We start from the raw sequence: 15,799 nt of genomic DNA, 5'->3' as shown, positions 1-15,799 counted from the left end.
GCTCAAACCGTTAGCGCCCTAGTACGCCGCGACATGGCCACCGGGCCTGCGGGTATCGGTGGCGCCGAGCAGGTAGCCGCGCTCCAGCATGATCGACTGGGTACGGCCCAGGGTGCGCGGCGCCACGTCCACGTTGTGGCCCATGCCCTGCAGCAGCCGCAGGGTGTCCGGGCTGATGCCCTGCTCGACCACCAGCTTGTCCGGTTGCCATTGGTGGTGCACCCGTGCTTCGGCGGCCGCGGTGGCGATGTTCATGTCGAAGGCAGTGGCATTGAGCACGGTCTGCAACACCGCGGTGATGATCAGGCTGCCCCCGGGGCTGCCGGTGGCCAGCCAGGGCTTGCCGTCCCGGAATACCATGGTGGGGCTCATCGATGACAGCGGTCGTTTGCCGCCCTCTATCCTGTTGGCCTCACTCTCCACCAGGCCGAAGGCATTGGGCTGGCCGGGGTTGGCGGCGAAGTCCGCCATCTCATTGTTCAGCAACATTCCGGTTCCGGGCACGGCGATGTGGGAGCCGAAGCTGAAGTTCAGGGTATAGGTGTTGCTCACCACGTTGCCGAAGCGGTCGGCGACAGTGTAATGGGTAGTGTCATGGCTCTCGTCCACCAGCATCCTGCCGGGGGCAACCATCGCCGAGGGGGTGGCGCGGGTGGGATCGATCAGGGTCCGCTGGCGGGCAGCGTAGTCCTTGTCGATCAGCTTCGCCACCGGTACCGGCTCGAAGTCGGGGTCTGCCAGGTACTCGCTGCGATCGGCGTAGGCCAGTTTCATCGATTCCGCCAGATGATGGATATAGGCGGCGCTGTTGTGCCCCATCGCCGCCAGGTCGAAGTCTTCGAGGATGTTCAGCATCTGGATAATGTGCACGCCGCCGGAAGAGGGCGGCGGCGTGGAGACAAGCTCGACACCCCGGAAGCTGCCGCGCACCGGCGCCCGCTCCAGGGCCCGGTAGCCTGCGAGGTCGTCCGCGGTGATCAGGCCTTTGCCGGCCTCCATTTCCGCGACCAGGCGGGCGGCGACTGCGCCCTCGTAGAAGCCCTCGTGACCGTGCTCGGCGATCTGGCGCAAAGTCCAGGCGAGTTGCGGCTGGCGCCAGGTGGTGCCGACTTCGGGGGCTGCTCCCTCCGGGGTCAGGAACAGCCTGCGCGCCTCCGGGTTCATTGCCAGGCGTTCGGCCCGGGCGCTGATCTCCAGGTTGAGGGCGAAGGATACCGGCAGGCCGTCTTCGGCCAGGGCGATGGCGGGAGCCATTACCTGCGTCAGGGGCAGGGTGCCGTAGCGTGCCTGGGCCAGTACCAGGCCGGCAACGGTGCCCGGAACGCCCGCCGCCTGGTGGCTGAAGTAGGTGCGCTCGCGGTCCACCTCGCCGGCCTCGTTGAGGAACAGGTCGCGCCCGGCACTGGCAGGGGCGGTTTCGCGGTAGTCGATCAGCGTCTGCCGGTTGTCCTCGGCCAGGTGCACCAGCATGAAGCCGCCGCCGCCGAGGTTGCCTGCGCGCGGATAGCTGACAGCCAGGGCAAAACCGGTGGCGACAGCGGCATCCACCGCGTTGCCACCCTGTTCCAGGATCTCGCGGCCGATTTCCGCCGCCAACCGCTCCGGCCCGACCACCATGCCCTGGCGAGCCACCACCGGCAGGAACCTGCTGCCGAAGTCGATGATGGGTGTCTCGGCGGCGGGGGTTTCCCGGGCACTGGTGCCGGGGGCAAACGCCAGGCAGAGGAAGAAAAAGGTGGTGAGGTGACGCGACAATCTCACGGTGGCAGGATTCCTTGTGGCCAAAGCCCGACTTTAACTGTTTTGCCCGGCAACGCATACTCCGGGTCTGGCGAACGGGGGATGGTATGCACAAACTGATGGAGAACATAGACCAGCGGCTGGTGGACCTGTTGTCCCGGCTGGCCGCTGGGCTGGATGCTCCCCCGGGACAGCGTTTGCGGCTGGAGGGCCTCATGGAGGCGGCGCGGCTGGTGGACGTTGCCACCGAGACGGAGTTGCGGACCCTGCTGGAGTCCCGCTACCGGGAAGCGTTCGGTCATTCGCTGGAGGATGACCTGGGCGAGGACTGGCGGTCATTCTTCCCCTTTCCGCAGATTCCCGCGATGGCCCGCAGGGCGCCCGTCTTTCCCAGCACCCGGGATGATCTATAATGCCCGCCGTCAACACAGGGAAACCGTTGTGAACTACGAGGAATTCAGGCGCGAATACTTGGCCGGCGGGCTGGATCGGGATATGCTCGCGGATTGCCCGATCGAACAGTTCGAGCGCTGGCTGCAACAGGCGGTGAGCGGCGAGATCAGCGACCCCACGGCCATGGTGCTGGCGACCGCCGATGAAACCGGCTGCCCCTGGCAGCGCATCGTCCTGCTCAAGGGCGTCTCCACCCGCGGCTTCGTCTTCTACACCAATTTCAGCAGTGGCAAGGCCCGTGCCATCGCCCACAATCCCATGGTGTCTCTGTTATTTCCCTGGAACATGCTGGAGCGACAGGTCATTGTCGCCGGTCGCGCCGAGCGCATGTCGAAGGCAGAGTCTGCGCGCTATTTTCTCAGCCGGCCACGGGAGAGCCAGCTTGCCGCCTGGGCATCAAGGCAGAGCCGGCCGATTTCCGCCCGCTCCCTGCTGGAGGCACAGATGAACTCCCTGAAAGAGAAGTTCGCCCGCGGCGAGGTGCCGGTTCCGGATTTCTGGGGCGGTTACCGGGTACTGCCCGAGCGCGTGGAGTTCTGGCAGGGTGGGGCCCATCGGCTGCACGATCGATTCCGCTATTATCGGGAAGATGCTGACGGCTGGCGTATTGAGCGCCTGCAACCGTAGACCGGGAATTCAGACACAGGAGCAAGGCAACGAGATGATTGAACAACAGCAACTGGTGGGGACCTGGCAACTTGAGTCCTGGTCCATCGGCTTTGCCGGCCGCGATGACATCAGCAACCCCTTCGGCGAGGACCCGCGCGGCCTGCTGCTCTACAGCGAAGATGGCTGGATGAGCGCGTCCATCTGCCGGCATGACCGGGCCCGGTTGCCGGAAGACGAAAGCCCCCGCAAGATGCCGGATGCGGTCAAGGCCAGCGCCTACAGCAGCTACTTCCATTACGCCGGCCGCTACCGGGTGATCAATGGCGATGTGGTGCACTACGTGACCCAGAGCCTGAATCCGAACTTTCCCGGTACCGAGCAGCTGCGGCACGCCGAGCTGGATGGCCAGACGCTGGTATTGAGTGGCAAGGACGAGGTGCGCGGGGTAACACGCTTCCACACCCTGGTCTGGCACCGGGCGCCGGCGACCAGTCCCGGCGCGGGTTGATCAGCGCGTCCGGCGCTGGCTGACATAGCGCGGTTCGCTGGCAATGCCGAGCAGGTGCCGGCGGATCAGGTCCAGGCCAGTGGCGGCAACCATGGTCTGGAACAGGCCGCGCTCCACCGGCCACAGCAGGCAGGCCGTCTGCAGCCGGTCGGCGCTGCCCCAGGCCAGCCACACCGTGCCCACCGGCTTGTCGGCGCTGCCGCCGTCGGGTCCGGCGATCCCGGATACGGCGATGGCGTAGTCCGCCCGGGACCGCTGCAGGGCTCCCAGGGCCATTTCCCGGACCACTTCTTCGCTGACCGCGCCTTGTGCCGCCAGGGTCTCCGCGCGCACCCCCAGGACCGCGGTCTTGATGTCGTCGGCATAGGTGACGAAGCCGGCGTGAAAAGCTGCTGACGAGCCGGGAATGCGGGTCAGCATGCTGGCAATGAGGCCGCCAGTACACGACTCGGCAGTGGTGAGGGTCCTGCCCTGTGCCTGCAGCAATTCCAGTACGCGCCCGGCCAGTTGGCTATCGCCCTCGCCGATGATGTGGTCGCCGAACAGCTCCCGCAACTGCTGCTCACACTGGGTCCGCAGCGGCAGGTCGGCGGCGTCTGTCACTGCCAGCTTGATCTCCATTTGCGGCGCGCCGGCGCGGAAACCCAGTTCCACCGCCGGGGGCCAGTTCGGCAGGGCATCGCTGATCATCTGTTGCGCCGTGGACTCTCCCAGGCCAAAGGTCTGCAGGCGCAGGATATGGCGCTGCGTGGGCCGTGCCAGGGAACGGCCCAGGTCGTCGATGATGCCGTCCAGCATGCGCCGCAGCTCACCCGGTACGCCCGGGGTGCAGATTACGCGGCAACGTCCGAGGTTCAGCTCGAAGCCCACGGCACTGCCGATCGGGTTGGGGATGACACGGGCGCCCGCTGGCAACAGGGCCTGCTTGCGATTGGCGGCATTCAGCGGCAGGTTGCGGCGTGCGCACCAGTCCTGCAGATGGGCCAGGGCCTCGGGGTGTTCGGTCAGCTCCACACCGGCCGCTGCCGCCAGTATTTCGGCCGTCAGGTCGTCCACGGTGGGGCCGAGGCCGCCATTGATGATGACGGTATCTGCCTGCCCGGCCATGGCCAGCAGCTCTGTGCGCAGCAGCTCGCTGTTGTCGCCCACAGTGACCTTGCGGTAGACGCCGAGGCCAATCTCGGCCAGGCGCAGGGCGATCATCGCGGAATTGGAGTCGACGGTATCACCGCTCATGATTTCGTTGCCGGTCAGCAGCAGCTGCACCTGGGGATCGCTTTGCACGGGTGTGTTCCTTGAGATAAAGAAGCGTCAGTGTAGTGCCAATGCTTTTCCCGGGGCAAAGTGCTATTTTTGCTCTCTCCATGATCCAACAGGCGTTCCGCGAAGGTGAGGACAGCAAGCCGATGACCCGTTATTGTCCGCAATGTGGCGCCGTCCTGGCGCGCAACCGGGTCGGCGGCGAGCTGCGCAATCACTGGCGCTGCACGGGTTGCGGCCGCCTGCACCACGACCACCCCATGATTGTGCTGACCACCTTTATCGCCTGCGGCAAGCGCCTGCTGTGGGTGCAGCGCGCGCTGCCTCCGAAGCAGGGAGCCTGGGCGATCCCGGGCGGCTTCATGGAGCTGGGCGAAACCCTGGCAGAGGGCGCCGCCCGCGAACTGCGGGAAGAGGCGGGCGTGGTGCTGCCGCCCGCGGAGCTTGAGTTCTACATGATGGGCACGATCACCTTCATCAACCAGATCTACGTGGCCTTTCGCGCCCGCGTCGCCACTGAGGACACTTTTGCCGGCAGCGAATCCCTGGCCTGTCGCTACTTTTCCCGCGAGGAATGCCCCTGGGACGAGGTCGCCTATCCCGAGGTGAACGACGCCATCATCCAGGCCTATGACGACCTCGATTCCGGCACGTTTGCCATCTGGCACACGGAAATGACGGCCGCCCGCTATCAACGCCACAAGGTTCGACAGGAGCACTGAGCAGGGCGCGTCGGCGGCATCCTGTGGGCGACTATGTTAAGCTGCGGATCTCCCCCCAAGCCGCATATGGACGGTATTCATGGCGTTACTCCCCGAGGTGGAACTGGCCACCGATGAGCAGAAAGTCAGTTACGGTTTTGGCCTGCAGTTCGGCGACCAGTTGTTGCGCAACCGATTCGACGGGCTCGACCTGCAGGCGGTCATCGCCGGCATGCAGCACTGGTACCAGCAGCAACAGTCCCTGCTGGCCGACGGCGAGTTGAATCCCAGCTACGATGTGATCAAGGCCAGGCAGCAGGCTGCGGCCAGCGCCCTGGCCGTTCAGCAGCAGCAGCTGGCGGAGAAGTTCCTGGCGGCCAATGCTGCCCGGCCCGAAGTGACCACCACCACCAGCGGCCTGCAGTACGAGGTGCTGGAAGCCGGCGGCGGCGCCAGCCCCGGTCCGCGCAGTACCGTGGTGACGCATTATCACGGCACCTTTGTCGACGGCACTGTCTTTGACAGTTCGGTGCAGCGCGGTGAGCCTGCCCAGTTCGGCATTCACCAGGTCATACCTGGCTGGACCGAGGCCCTGCAGCTGATGGGCATCGGCGACAAGTGGCGCATTACCTGCCCACCGGCCCTGGCCTACGGCGAGCAGGGTGCGGGAGACAGTATTCCACCCAATACGCCACTGGTATTCGAGATCCATCTGCTGGAAATCAGGGATTGACGCGGATGTCGGCCGCGGCGATACAGCTGCCGAGGATCCTCCGCATCGGCGCCGGTGCCAGCCAGACCCTGGTGGCGACACTGCGGGAACTGGGACTGGCGCGGCCCCTGCTGGTCACCGATCCCTTTCTGATACAGCAGGGCTTCAGCGAGCGCCTGCTGGCGCCACTGGCGGCAGCGGGGGTCTCCTGTGGGATGTTTGCTGACTGTGTGCCCGACCCCACCACTGACAGCGTCGCCGCCTGCCTGCAGGTGCTGCATGGCGGTGACTACGACTGCCTGGTGGCGCTGGGCGGCGGCAGTTCCCTGGATACCGCCAAGGCGGTATCGGTGCTGGCACTGCACGGCGGCGAGATGCGCGACTACAAGATGCCCGCCAGCGTGGCCAGTGGTCTCCCCGTCATCGCCATTCCGACCACTGCCGGCACCGGTGCCGAGGTAACCCGCGCCGCGGTCATCACCGATACCGCGAACCAGGAAAAAATGCTCTGCATGGGCCTGGGGCTGGTGCCCCTGGCGGCACTGGTGGACTTTGAGCTGACCCTGAGCATGCCGCCCCGGCTGACCGCGGACACCGGCCTGGACAGCCTCTGTCACGCCATCGAAGCCTATGTCAGCCGCAGGGCCAACCCCTTCACCGACAGCATTGCCCTCGCCGCCATGCAGAGCATCAGCAAGCATATCCGCACTGCGTGGGCCGAGCCGGACAACCGTGCGGCCCGGGAGGCAATGATGCTGGCGGCCACCCAGGGCGGGATCGCCTTCGCCAACGCCTCGGTGACCTTGATCCACGGCATGAGCCGGCCCATCGGCGCCCTGTTCCATGTGCCCCACGGGCTCAGCAACGCCATGTTGCTGGCCGAGGTCACCGCCTGGTCGGTGGCACACGCCCCGGAACGCTATGCCCGCTGTGCCCGCGCCATGGACATGGCGGCCGCGGGTGACAGCGACGCGCTGGCGCTGGACAAGCTGGTCGCCGGTTTGCGGCAGTTGACGGCCGATCTGCAGGTGCCCGGCCCCGGGGCGTGGGGAATAGCCGAGGACGACTGGTTTGGGGCCCTGGGGGCGATGGCGCAACAGGCGCTGGCGTCGGGTTCGCCGGGCAACAACCCGCGCATTCCCGACGCGGCGGATATCGAGGGGCTGTACCGCCGGGTCTGGGCGGGCTGACGTCGGCCGCCTGCCCCGGTCATCTACCCAATCCGGCCCGCTTTGGCTACACTGCGCGACCCTTCCAGCAATAATCCCGGGAGATCCTCCAGCATGAAACGTGTCGTTTTCAACCAGAAAGGCGGGGTTGGCAAGACCAGCATTACCTGCAACCTGGCGGCAATCAGCGCTGCCCGCGGCCTGCGGACGCTGGTGGTCGACCTCGATGTGCAGGGCAACAGTACCCACTACCTAGTCGGCGAGATCGACGCGGAGACGTTCCCGGCGGAGGCCCAGGGCGTGGCCGGGCTGTTCAAGCAGACAGTGGGTTCGCGCAAGATGCGCCAGAACCCGGATTCCTTCGTCTGGGAGACTCCCTGGGAAAACCTGTTCCTGCTGCCCTCCAGCCCGGTGCTGACCCAGCTGGAAAAGGAGCTGGAGTCGCGCTACAAGATCTACAAGTTGCGCGATGCCCTGGAGAAGCTGGACGAGGAGTACGACCGGGTCTATATTGATACTCCGCCCAACTTCAATTTCTACTCCAAATCGGCGCTGATCGCCGCCGATGTAGTGCTCATCCCCTTTGACTGCGACAGTTTCGCCCGCCAGAGTCTGTACTCGCTGATGGAAAACATCGCCGAGCTGCAGGAGGACCACAATCCCGATCTCGAGGTCGAGGGCATTGTCATCAACCAGTTCAACAGCCAGGCGCGGCTGCCCGGCGAACTGGTGGCGGAGCTGGAGGAGGAGGGCTATCCGGTGTGTCGCACCTACCTCAACACCTCGGTGAAGATGAAGGAGTCACACCGGGAACACCGGCCGCTGGTGGACATGGCGCCCAGCCACAAGCTCACCCTGCAGTTCCTCGAACTGTACGACGAGCTTGAGGGTCGGGGCGCCTAGCTCGGGGCGCGTAGCTCGGGGCGCGTAGCTCGGGGCGCCTAGCGGTGATCTCGCAATAGGTTGTTCACTCGCGGCGCGCCGCCGCCTCAGGTCTCCGGGAGCAGGCTGCCGGCTTTCTGCACAGCGTCCACGTATTCGTCCAGCAGCCGGTAAATGACCTGGCGGCAGGACTCGACGCTGTTGATCTGGCCAATGACCTGGCCGCAGGGGTTGAAGGCAACCTTCTGGCATTCGCCCTTGTCGGCGTAAACCGCAGTGCGGCGGATGCCGTCCGAGGTCACCAGTCCCTGCAGGGGCATCCCCAGCGGGTCGGGCGTATCGGCCCGGTCCCAGGCTTCGGTCCACTCGCTCTTGAGCATGCGGCAGGGCTTGCCGGTCCAGGACCGGGAGCGCACGGTATCCTCGCTGGTGGCCCTGAGCAGGGACTCTTTCTGCGCTGGTTGGGAATGGGCCTCCTCGACGGTGAGCCACAGGGAGCCGGTCCAGACGCCAGCGGCGCCCATGGCCATGGCGGCGGCGATCTGGCGGCCGTTGCCGATACCGCCCGCGGCGAGCATGGGCAGGTCGCCGATGGCGTCGACAATCTGCGGCCACAGTACAATGGAGCCGACGTCGCCGGTATGGCCGCCGCCCTCGCCGCCCTGGGCAATGACAAAGTCCAGCCCTGCCTCCTTGTGCGCAACGGCCTGCTTGACCTTGCCGCAGAGTGCCCCGATCAGGCGGCCGGAATCCTTCACCTGCTTGATTTTTTCCGCAGGCGGCGTTCCCAGGGCGTTGGCGATGAGCTTGCACTTGGGGCGGGTCAGGGCCTCCTCCAGCAGGGGCGTGGCGGTGGCGTCCGTCCAGCCCATCAGGCCCATGGTCTTGCTGCCATCGGGCCACTCCGGCACGCCGGCGTTGGCCAGCAGTTGCTGGGCAAAGTCGATGTGCTCCTGCGGCACCAGGGCCCAGAGCTGCTTTTCCATCTCTTCCGCGGACACGGCTTCCATGCCCTCGTACTTCTGCGGGATGACAATATCGACGCCATAGGGCTTGTCGCCGATGTGCTCATCAATCCAGTCCAGTTCCTCTTTCAGCTGTTCCGGGCTGAAGCCGACAGCGCCAAGAACGCCGATGCCGCCGGCCTTGCTGACAGCGACCACGACATCGCGGCAATGTGTGAAGGCAAAAATGGGGTAGTCAATGCCCAGGCGAGCGCTCAGTGAGTTGGCCACGGGTTTCCTCCGGATACGGGTTCGGGACCTCAGTATTGTAGTTTGTGCCCTCCCGGGCAATGGTGGCAATGGGCCAGCAAAACTGGCCCATCTGCTCAGCAGGCCGGGTGCGGCTGCGAATAACCTTATAAAAACTGGTTATTTGTCACTGCTGTTCTGATTCTTTAGAGTTGCCGGTCTTCGTCCATAACGGCAGCCCCGACCGCTCGTGAGTATTGACCTGAAAAGCGCCAACGAAGCCCTCCGCGGGGCCAGTGCGTCCGCCATCGTGCAGTGGGCGCTGGCGCTGGGCAAGCCCACCATTGCCACCACCAGCATGGGTCGCAACGCGGCGGTCATGTTGCACCTGGTCAGCTCCGCGGACCCCGCGGTGCCCACCGTATGGGTGGACACTGGCTACAACCTGCGCGACACCTATGTTGTGGCGGAACGGCTGATTCAGGACCTGGCTCTGGATATCCGTGTCTACAGCCCACTCATGACCTCCGAGCGGCGCAATGCGATCATGGGCGGCATACCCACGGTGGACGAGGAAGAGCGGCACCGGGAGTTTACCCGTCAGGTCAAGCTGGAGCCCTTCGCCAGGGCGTTGGCGGATCTGCAACCGGAAGTCTGGTTTACGGGCATCCGGCGGGAAGAAACAGAATACCGCAGGACCCTGGATATCGTGTCCCTCGATGACCGCGGGATCCTCAAGGTGGCGCCCCTGTTTTACTGGTCGGAGCAGGATGTGGAACAGTATATGGCGCAGCACCAGCTACCCACCTGTCGCCACTACTTTGACCCGACCAAGGTTCACGACGGCCGCGAGTGCGGCCTCCATACCGCGGCCTGAACGGATCGCCGGATCGCGTCTCAGCCCATTGTGATGCCGATCACCAGGGCCATGGCCGCGGTCGCCAGAATGAACAGTCCAACCACGGTACCGAGCCGCCGCAGCGTTTTCTGATCTTCGAGGGCGTTTTTCTGTAGCGAATGCTGTGTCGTCATCGCTGCCTCCTGATTGTTGTCAGACGGATTGTCTGCCAAGTCTGGCAAAGCAGATGCCGGCCCGCCTTGATGCGGGTCAAGAAATCCGCGCCTGTTGCAAGCGGGGCAGCGGAGGTCTCGGCGCGCTATAATAGGGGCAGGCGTGCCCGTGGGGCAGGCCGGGAGGTTGCGATGACACAGGTTTCCTGGTTGCGGGCCGCAGCGCTGCTGTCGTGCCTGCTTGTGTCGACAGGCTGTTCGACACTCGACGGCCCCGCGGTCGCTGCGGGCCAACTGCCGCCGCTGGTGCACGGCGGCATTCCCGTCACCCTGGCGGAGGTCGGCACTCGTGCTCCTGCCCCCGACCTGCTGGCGCTGACGCCGGAGATGCAGGCCTTCGTGGCGCGCTACGCACCTCCCCGCGGTGGCGCACGCCAGCGCCTGTTGAGCCTGCACGAGGCGGTGAAGGGGCAGGGAGCCCTGGGGGTCGCCTACGATCCCTTCGCCGACGGCACGGCGGCAACGGTGTTCCGGACGGGGGCCGCCAATTGCCTGTCCTTTGCCCATCTGTTTGTTGCCCTCGCCCGGGAGGCGGGGCTTGATGCCCAATACCAGTGGCTGGAAGTGCGCCCGCAGTGGACCCGCCTGGGAGAGCGCATCGCGGTGCGCCTGCATGTCAATGTGATGGTGCAGATGCCCTCGGGCGAGCAGTTCATGGTGGATATCGATCCATTGCAGTCGCGGGATATTGCCGCCTCCAGGTTGCTGGAGGACGCGGATGCGGCGGCGCTGGACCACAATAACATTGGCGTCGAGGCGCTTTCTCGGGGCGATCTGGAGGCCGCGTGGATCGAACTGGCACGGGCACTGCAGCTGAGTCCCGGCCTGCCCCATCTGTGGGTGAATCTCGGTGCCGTGTACCGCCACGCCGGTCAGTTCAGCGAGGCCGAGTGGAGCCTGCTGCAGGCCCTGGCCATTGATCGTGCCGATCGCTCGGCGATGAACAACCTGGTGGTGCTATACGGACAAATGGGTCGCACCGACGAGCGCGACTACTGGGTCGACCGCATCAATCGCTACCGCGACCGGAATCCCTGGTATCACGCCTGGCTCGGAGACAGGGCGGGTGAGGCCGGTGACTGGACGACGGCGCTGGCGCACTATCGCGTTGCGCTCAAGCTGCATCCAGACGATAGCGCCCTGCTCTACGCCACCGGCATCATCCACTTCCGCCTGCAGCAATACGCGGCCGCCGAGCGCCTGATTGAGCAGGCCATTGCCGCGGCGAGCCTGCGCAGCGATATCCAGGGTTATCAAGCCCAGCTGGAGGTGGTCAGGCAGCGCCAGTTGGCCGAGGTTCAGCCGGCATCCGGGTCGGGCTCAACCCGGATATAGGCCCTGCGCTCCAGTTTGCCCGCTACCCGTGAGAGGGTGTCCAGCAGGCGCAATTGCCAGCCGTATTTGCGGCGCAGGGCGGCGAGGGCCCGGGCTATATCCCCGGGTTCCTCGAGCAGAAAGGCCCGGGCCTGCAGCCAGTCCCCGGTGACGCGGCCGGTGACCGTGCAGGGCGCCAACCGGCACTCACTGAAATTGCGCAGCCGCTTGACCTTGCCGGCATCGCCGGCGGAAAACAGGTAGTAACCGCCGTCTCCGGGTGCGAACCAGACCGGGGTGGGTACAAATTCCCCGCTGCGTTTGCGGGTGGCGAAACTGACATAGGCCCCGCGCTCCAGGCGCGCAAGTAATTTGCTGTCCATGGCGTGTCCAGTGGTATCTTGTTGCACAATGTCAGCCACGATAACAGAACTGCGACAAGAGGGAGTGTGCAAATGCGGGAATTCGGTTTTGACTCGACCACGGCGGAAGTGATCGCAGGACAGGACCTGAGCGGGCGCGTGGCGCTGGTTACAGGGGCCTCGGCCGGGTTGGGCGTGGAAACGGCCCGAACGCTCGCGGGCGCGGGGGCGACGGTGTGGCTGTTGGCGCGTGACCGCGCCAAGCTGGACACCACGTTGGCGACACTGCAGGCGGAGTCACTGCCGGGGCGCCTCGAGTCCGCCCTGCTGGACCTGGCCGATCTGGACCAGGTGCGCACGGCGGCGGCGCAGCTGCTCGATACCTGTCCGCGGATTGACCTGCTGGTCAACAATGCCGGTGTCATGGCCTGTCCTCACGCCGAGACCGCGCAGGGCTTTGAAATGCAGCTGGGCACCAATCATGTCGGGCACTTCCTCTTCACCGGCCTGCTGTTGCCCGCGCTCAAGGCTGCTGCGGCGGAGGGTCGAGAGGCGCGTGTGGTGAATCTGAGCTCGGCCGGGCACCGGTTCTCCGCCTTCGACTTCGAGGATCCCAACTATCGCCAGCGGCCCTACGACAAGTGGCAGGCCTATGGACAATCCAAGACCGCCAATGTCCTGTTCTCGGTGGCGCTGGATGCGCGCACCAGGGATTCTGGCGTGCGGGCATTCGCGGTACATCCGGGGGCAATCTCCACCGAACTGGGGCGCCACATGGACAGTGATGACATGGCCCGCATCGCCGCCAGCTTTCCCGGCGGCAAGATGGCGTTCAAGAGTATTCCCCAGGGCGCTGCCACCAGTGTCTGGGCGGCGACCGCACCGGAGCTCGAGGGGCGCGGCGGTCTCTATCTGGAGGACTGTCATGTTGCCGACCTGGCTGACGCCGACAGTTCCGGAGGGGTGCAGCCCTGGGCCGTGGATCCCGCTGCGGCCGAGCGACTGTGGCTGCTTTCGGAGCGGTGGGTGTACGGAGGCGAGGCATAACCATGCGGCACAGGAGCACTCTGGGCATTCTTGGCTTGGCGCTGGTTCTGGCAACAGCTGTAGCGCACGCCGACAGCCGGGATCAGATTGAGAGCAAGTCGGGTGCAGCGCTGCTGGAGTTGCGCCAGTTTGCACCGGACGTGCAGAGGCTGCTGCGCAGGGCCAGTGGTGTGCTGGTATTTCCCGATATCGTCGGCATGGGGTTTGGCACCGGCGGCCAGTATGGCGAAGGCGCGCTGCTCGTGGGAGGAGAGACTGTCGCCTATTACGCCACTACCGGATCCCGTCATCAACTCCCAGAGGGCGCATTGCGTACCGCCAAGGTCATTTTGTTCATGACGGATGATGCGCTGGTGTCTTTTCGCAATACGGTTGGCTGGCAGATAGGGGTGCACGGCAAGGTGGACCTGGTCCGGGTGGTGGGTGACACGGTGCGTCCGGCACGGGCGGAGCATCCGGTGTTGGCCCTCGGCTTCTCTGATCTGGGGTTGATGGAGGGCCTGGACCTGAACGGCAATACGATCAACCGAATCGCTCGCTGAGTCGGGGGCCACAGTGGATAAATACCGGGTTCTGATTGCAGACGATCATCCGCTTTATCGCGACGCCCTTCGCAATGTGGTACTGGAGGCATTTGCGGATGTTGAAGTACTCGAGTGCGAGGATATCGCGTCCGCCCTCGAATGCCTGCAGAGGTCAGCTGTGGACCTGATGTTGCTGGATATCGGGCTTCCGGATACGGAGGATCTGGATGGCGTGCGGCGGCTGCGGGATGCCAGTCCCACCTGCCCCATGATTGTCTGCTCCGCTCACGATGATCCCGCGCTTGTCCGTGCTGCGTTCAAGCTGGGTGTGTCCGGTTACTTGCCGAAATCATCGGGTACCCACATTACCCGCCACGCATTGCAGTTGGTGCGCGGAGGTGGCGTGTATGTGCCGACCGAGGCGTTGGGGGAAGCCATGACTGCCGCTACAGTGCCCTCGCCCCGGTCCCGGGAGCCGAATCCCGCAGAAAGCGCGACTGCCGATCTCACGCCGCGGCAACAGGCCGTGCTCGCTCTACTGGAGCAGGGCATGTCCAACAAGCTCATTGCCCGCGAGTTGGGGATCGGCGAGATCACCGTCAAGGCGCACGTATCCGCGATCCTGCGCAAGCTGGGGGTGGATAACAGGGTACAGGCAGTGGTTGCTGCCCGCGCGCTCAAGGGCTGAAGTCGGGCGCCGGAGCGAGCAGGTGGCGCATGGCGGCGCGCAGTCGCGCCGGATCGATCGGTTTGGTCAGCAGCGGTATACCCAGGGACCTCAGCTCTTCTCGCAGGGGTGTGGAGCTGTCACTGCTAACCCGAATATTTCATAAGTAGGGGTAGAAAAACGGCGGAAACTCCTTAAAAATCAGTGTGCGACCATTGATTCAAAAGAGACTTCCGCCGTGACAGAATGCTACCAGACTTCCCTCGAATTTCCATCCGTTAAACGTCGTAAAGTTGAAGCTGATTTCAGCGGCGGCGACATCACCAGCAACGGCGGTATCCCGCTGCTATCGCAGGTCGATCGGCAGATGGGGCTGACCCAGGCAGTGGCCAAAGTCATCGGGGATAGTCGTCGGCAGGCCAGCTGCGAACACTCCCTGCTGGAACTGTTGCGGCAGAGGATCTACGCCCTGGCGCTGGGCTATGAGGATCTGAACGACCACCAGGAATTGCGCAACGACCTGGCGCTGCAAACCGCCACCTCACGGATCGAGACGCTGGCCAGCCCTTCGACTCTTTGCCGACTGGAACATCGCACCGATCGCCAGACCGCGGTTGCTATCCACGAGGTGTTGTTCGAACAGTTTGTCAAAGCGCATGACAAGCCGCCCCGCCGACTGATCCTGGACTTTGATGCCACGGACACGCCGCTGCACGGTGATCAGGAGGGCCGTTTCTTCCACGGCTATTACGATCACTATTGCTTCCTGCCGCTGTATGTCTTCTGTGGTCGCCACCTGCTGGTGAGCTACCTGCGCCGCAGCGACAGCGATCCGGCTCGCCACACCTGGGCGATCCTGTCGCTGCTGGTCAAGGCGCTGCGCAGACACTGGCCGAAGGTGGAGATTGTCTTCCGCGGTGATAGCGGCTTCTGCCGGTGGAGAATTCTGCGCTGGTGCGAGCAGCATGATGTGCGCTACATCGTTGGACTGGCCAAGAACGCACGGATCAAGGCACAGGCGGCCCAGTGGCTCAACATGGCCGAATCATTGTACGAGCTGACGGGCAAGAAGCAGCGTTTGTTCGCCTCGGTTCGCTATGGCGCCCTCAGCTGGGACAGGCCGCGACGGGTGATCGTCAAGGCTGAGCACAGCCGTCTCGGTGCCAATCCCCGCTTCGTAGTCACCAATCTCCCGCAGACGAGTCAATACTTATACGACAAGCTCTACTGCGCCCGCGGCGACATGGAGAATCGCATCAAGGATCAGCAGCTCGACCTGTTTGCAGGTCGTACCTCAAGCCACCGCTGGTGGCCGAATCAGTTCCGGCAGTTGTTGTCGGGCTTGGCATACACCTTGTTTGAAGGGTTGCGCCGCCGCGCCCTCCTGAACACCCGGCTGGCGACCGCCAGTCCCAACACCCTGCGACTGACCCTTCTGAAAATCGGCGCGGTGGTGATCCGGAACACTCGCCGGATCCGCATCCTGCTGAGCAGTGCCTGCCCGCATCAGGATCTCTTCCGTATCGTGGCCCAGCGCCTCAACACCACGTAGTCCCTCATGAGTGCTGCCCCGGCACGTTGATAAAC

Annotated in this window: 18 protein-coding genes; 13 read left to right on the top strand and 5 right to left on the bottom strand. The window is 64.7% G+C overall.

Features of this window, described 5'->3' with window-relative positions; translation table 11 throughout:
* Nucleotides 1–18: 18 nt before the first annotated feature.
* Nucleotides 19–1,761, bottom strand: coding sequence for a gamma-glutamyltransferase (ggt, locus tag RLO07_RS02125; protein ID WP_462290483.1), 1,743 nt, complete (start codon nucleotides 1,759–1,761; stop codon nucleotides 19–21).
* An 86-nt stretch (nucleotides 1,762–1,847) separates the two neighbouring features.
* Here ggt and RLO07_RS02120 point away from each other — a divergent pair, with 86 nt between their 5' ends.
* The 3 genes from RLO07_RS02120 to RLO07_RS02110 are packed head-to-tail and all read left to right on the top strand — an operon-like array spanning nucleotide 1,848 to nucleotide 3,310.
* A complete protein-coding gene (locus RLO07_RS02120) occupies nucleotides 1,848–2,153 on the top strand; it encodes a hypothetical protein (protein ID WP_462290482.1) in 306 nt (101 codons plus the stop codon).
* 28 nt (nucleotides 2,154–2,181) lie between these two features.
* Complete coding sequence (gene pdxH / locus RLO07_RS02115; RefSeq protein WP_462290481.1) at nucleotides 2,182–2,820, top strand: pyridoxamine 5'-phosphate oxidase; 639 nt, start codon at nucleotides 2,182–2,184, stop codon at nucleotides 2,818–2,820.
* Between the two features lie 34 nt (nucleotides 2,821–2,854).
* Complete coding sequence (locus RLO07_RS02110; protein WP_462290480.1) at nucleotides 2,855–3,310, top strand: lipocalin-like domain-containing protein; 456 nt, start codon at nucleotides 2,855–2,857, stop codon at nucleotides 3,308–3,310.
* On the opposite strand, the gene RLO07_RS02105 is transcribed toward RLO07_RS02110, so the two are convergent.
* Entirely contained in the window at nucleotides 3,311–4,594 is a 1,284-nt protein-coding gene (locus RLO07_RS02105; RefSeq protein WP_462290479.1) for a CinA family nicotinamide mononucleotide deamidase-related protein, read from the bottom strand.
* Nucleotides 4,595–4,716: 122 nt separating this feature from the next.
* Here RLO07_RS02105 and RLO07_RS02100 point away from each other — a divergent pair, with 122 nt between their 5' ends.
* The 4 genes from RLO07_RS02100 (at nucleotide 4,717) to RLO07_RS02085 (ending at nucleotide 8,055) form a co-directional block, all read left to right on the top strand.
* On the top strand, nucleotides 4,717–5,292 hold the full coding sequence (locus RLO07_RS02100; RefSeq protein WP_462290478.1) for an NUDIX domain-containing protein: 576 nt from the start codon (nucleotides 4,717–4,719) through the stop codon (nucleotides 5,290–5,292).
* Between the two features lie 79 nt (nucleotides 5,293–5,371).
* Nucleotides 5,372–6,004 (top strand): FKBP-type peptidyl-prolyl cis-trans isomerase, encoded by a 633-nt coding sequence (locus tag RLO07_RS02095; RefSeq protein WP_462290477.1) that lies wholly within the window; start codon nucleotides 5,372–5,374, stop codon nucleotides 6,002–6,004.
* A 5-nt stretch (nucleotides 6,005–6,009) separates the two neighbouring features.
* Entirely contained in the window at nucleotides 6,010–7,173 is a 1,164-nt protein-coding gene (locus RLO07_RS02090; RefSeq protein WP_462290519.1) for an iron-containing alcohol dehydrogenase, read from the top strand.
* 93 nt (nucleotides 7,174–7,266) lie between these two features.
* Nucleotides 7,267–8,055, top strand: coding sequence for a ParA family protein (locus RLO07_RS02085; protein ID WP_462290476.1), 789 nt, complete (start codon nucleotides 7,267–7,269; stop codon nucleotides 8,053–8,055).
* Nucleotides 8,056–8,141: 86 nt separating this feature from the next.
* Here the strand turns inward: RLO07_RS02085 and RLO07_RS02080 are convergent, their stop codons facing one another.
* On the bottom strand, nucleotides 8,142–9,269 hold the full coding sequence (locus RLO07_RS02080; protein ID WP_462290475.1) for a nitronate monooxygenase: 1,128 nt from the start codon (nucleotides 9,267–9,269) through the stop codon (nucleotides 8,142–8,144).
* 208 nt (nucleotides 9,270–9,477) lie between these two features.
* Between RLO07_RS02080 and RLO07_RS02075 the strand changes: the two genes are divergently transcribed.
* Nucleotides 9,478–10,104 carry a phosphoadenosine phosphosulfate reductase domain-containing protein gene (locus tag RLO07_RS02075; RefSeq protein WP_462290474.1) on the top strand — a complete coding sequence of 209 codons (627 nt, stop codon included), beginning with the start codon at nucleotides 9,478–9,480 and terminating at the stop codon, nucleotides 10,102–10,104.
* Nucleotides 10,105–10,124: 20 nt separating this feature from the next.
* Here RLO07_RS02075 and RLO07_RS02070 read toward each other — a convergent pair whose 3' ends face one another.
* Nucleotides 10,125–10,259: a hypothetical protein gene (locus RLO07_RS02070; protein WP_462290473.1), complete on the bottom strand. Its 135-nt coding sequence runs from the start codon at nucleotides 10,257–10,259 to the stop codon at nucleotides 10,125–10,127.
* Nucleotides 10,260–10,430: 171 nt separating this feature from the next.
* Between RLO07_RS02070 and RLO07_RS02065 the strand changes: the two genes are divergently transcribed.
* Nucleotides 10,431–11,633: a tetratricopeptide repeat protein gene (locus tag RLO07_RS02065; RefSeq protein WP_462290472.1), complete on the top strand. Its 1,203-nt coding sequence runs from the start codon at nucleotides 10,431–10,433 to the stop codon at nucleotides 11,631–11,633.
* Here the strand turns inward: RLO07_RS02065 and RLO07_RS02060 are convergent.
* Nucleotides 11,597–11,995, bottom strand: coding sequence for a PPOX class F420-dependent oxidoreductase (locus RLO07_RS02060; RefSeq protein ID WP_462290471.1), 399 nt, complete (start codon nucleotides 11,993–11,995; stop codon nucleotides 11,597–11,599). The two genes, RLO07_RS02065 and RLO07_RS02060, sit on opposite strands and share 37 nt — an antisense overlap.
* 72 nt (nucleotides 11,996–12,067) lie before the next feature.
* On the opposite strand from RLO07_RS02060, the gene RLO07_RS02055 reads away from it, so the two are divergent.
* The 4 genes from RLO07_RS02055 to RLO07_RS02040 all read left to right on the top strand — a co-directional run bounded on the left by RLO07_RS02055 (nucleotide 12,068) and on the right by RLO07_RS02040 (nucleotide 15,764).
* On the top strand, nucleotides 12,068–13,021 hold the full coding sequence (locus RLO07_RS02055) for an SDR family NAD(P)-dependent oxidoreductase (protein WP_462290470.1): 954 nt from the start codon (nucleotides 12,068–12,070) through the stop codon (nucleotides 13,019–13,021).
* 2 nt (nucleotides 13,022–13,023) lie between these two features.
* Entirely contained in the window at nucleotides 13,024–13,563 is a 540-nt protein-coding gene (locus RLO07_RS02050; protein WP_462290469.1) for a lipid-binding SYLF domain-containing protein, read from the top strand.
* 13 nt (nucleotides 13,564–13,576) lie between these two features.
* The gene (locus tag RLO07_RS02045) at nucleotides 13,577–14,233 is read left to right on the top strand and encodes a response regulator (RefSeq protein ID WP_462290468.1); all 657 of its coding nucleotides are present in this window, start codon (nucleotides 13,577–13,579) and stop codon (nucleotides 14,231–14,233) included.
* A 217-nt stretch (nucleotides 14,234–14,450) separates the two neighbouring features.
* Nucleotides 14,451–15,764, top strand: a complete 1,314-nt coding sequence (locus RLO07_RS02040; protein ID WP_462290467.1) for an IS1380 family transposase — start codon at nucleotides 14,451–14,453, stop codon at nucleotides 15,762–15,764.
* Nucleotides 15,765–15,799: the final 35 nt, after the last annotated feature.

Source organism: Haliea sp. (genome assembly GCF_040221975.1).
GTDB lineage: Bacteria > Pseudomonadota > Gammaproteobacteria > Pseudomonadales > Halieaceae > Haliea.
The sequence above is the reverse complement of the archived record's forward strand: the minus strand, read 5'-3'. Positions and strand labels throughout refer to the sequence as shown.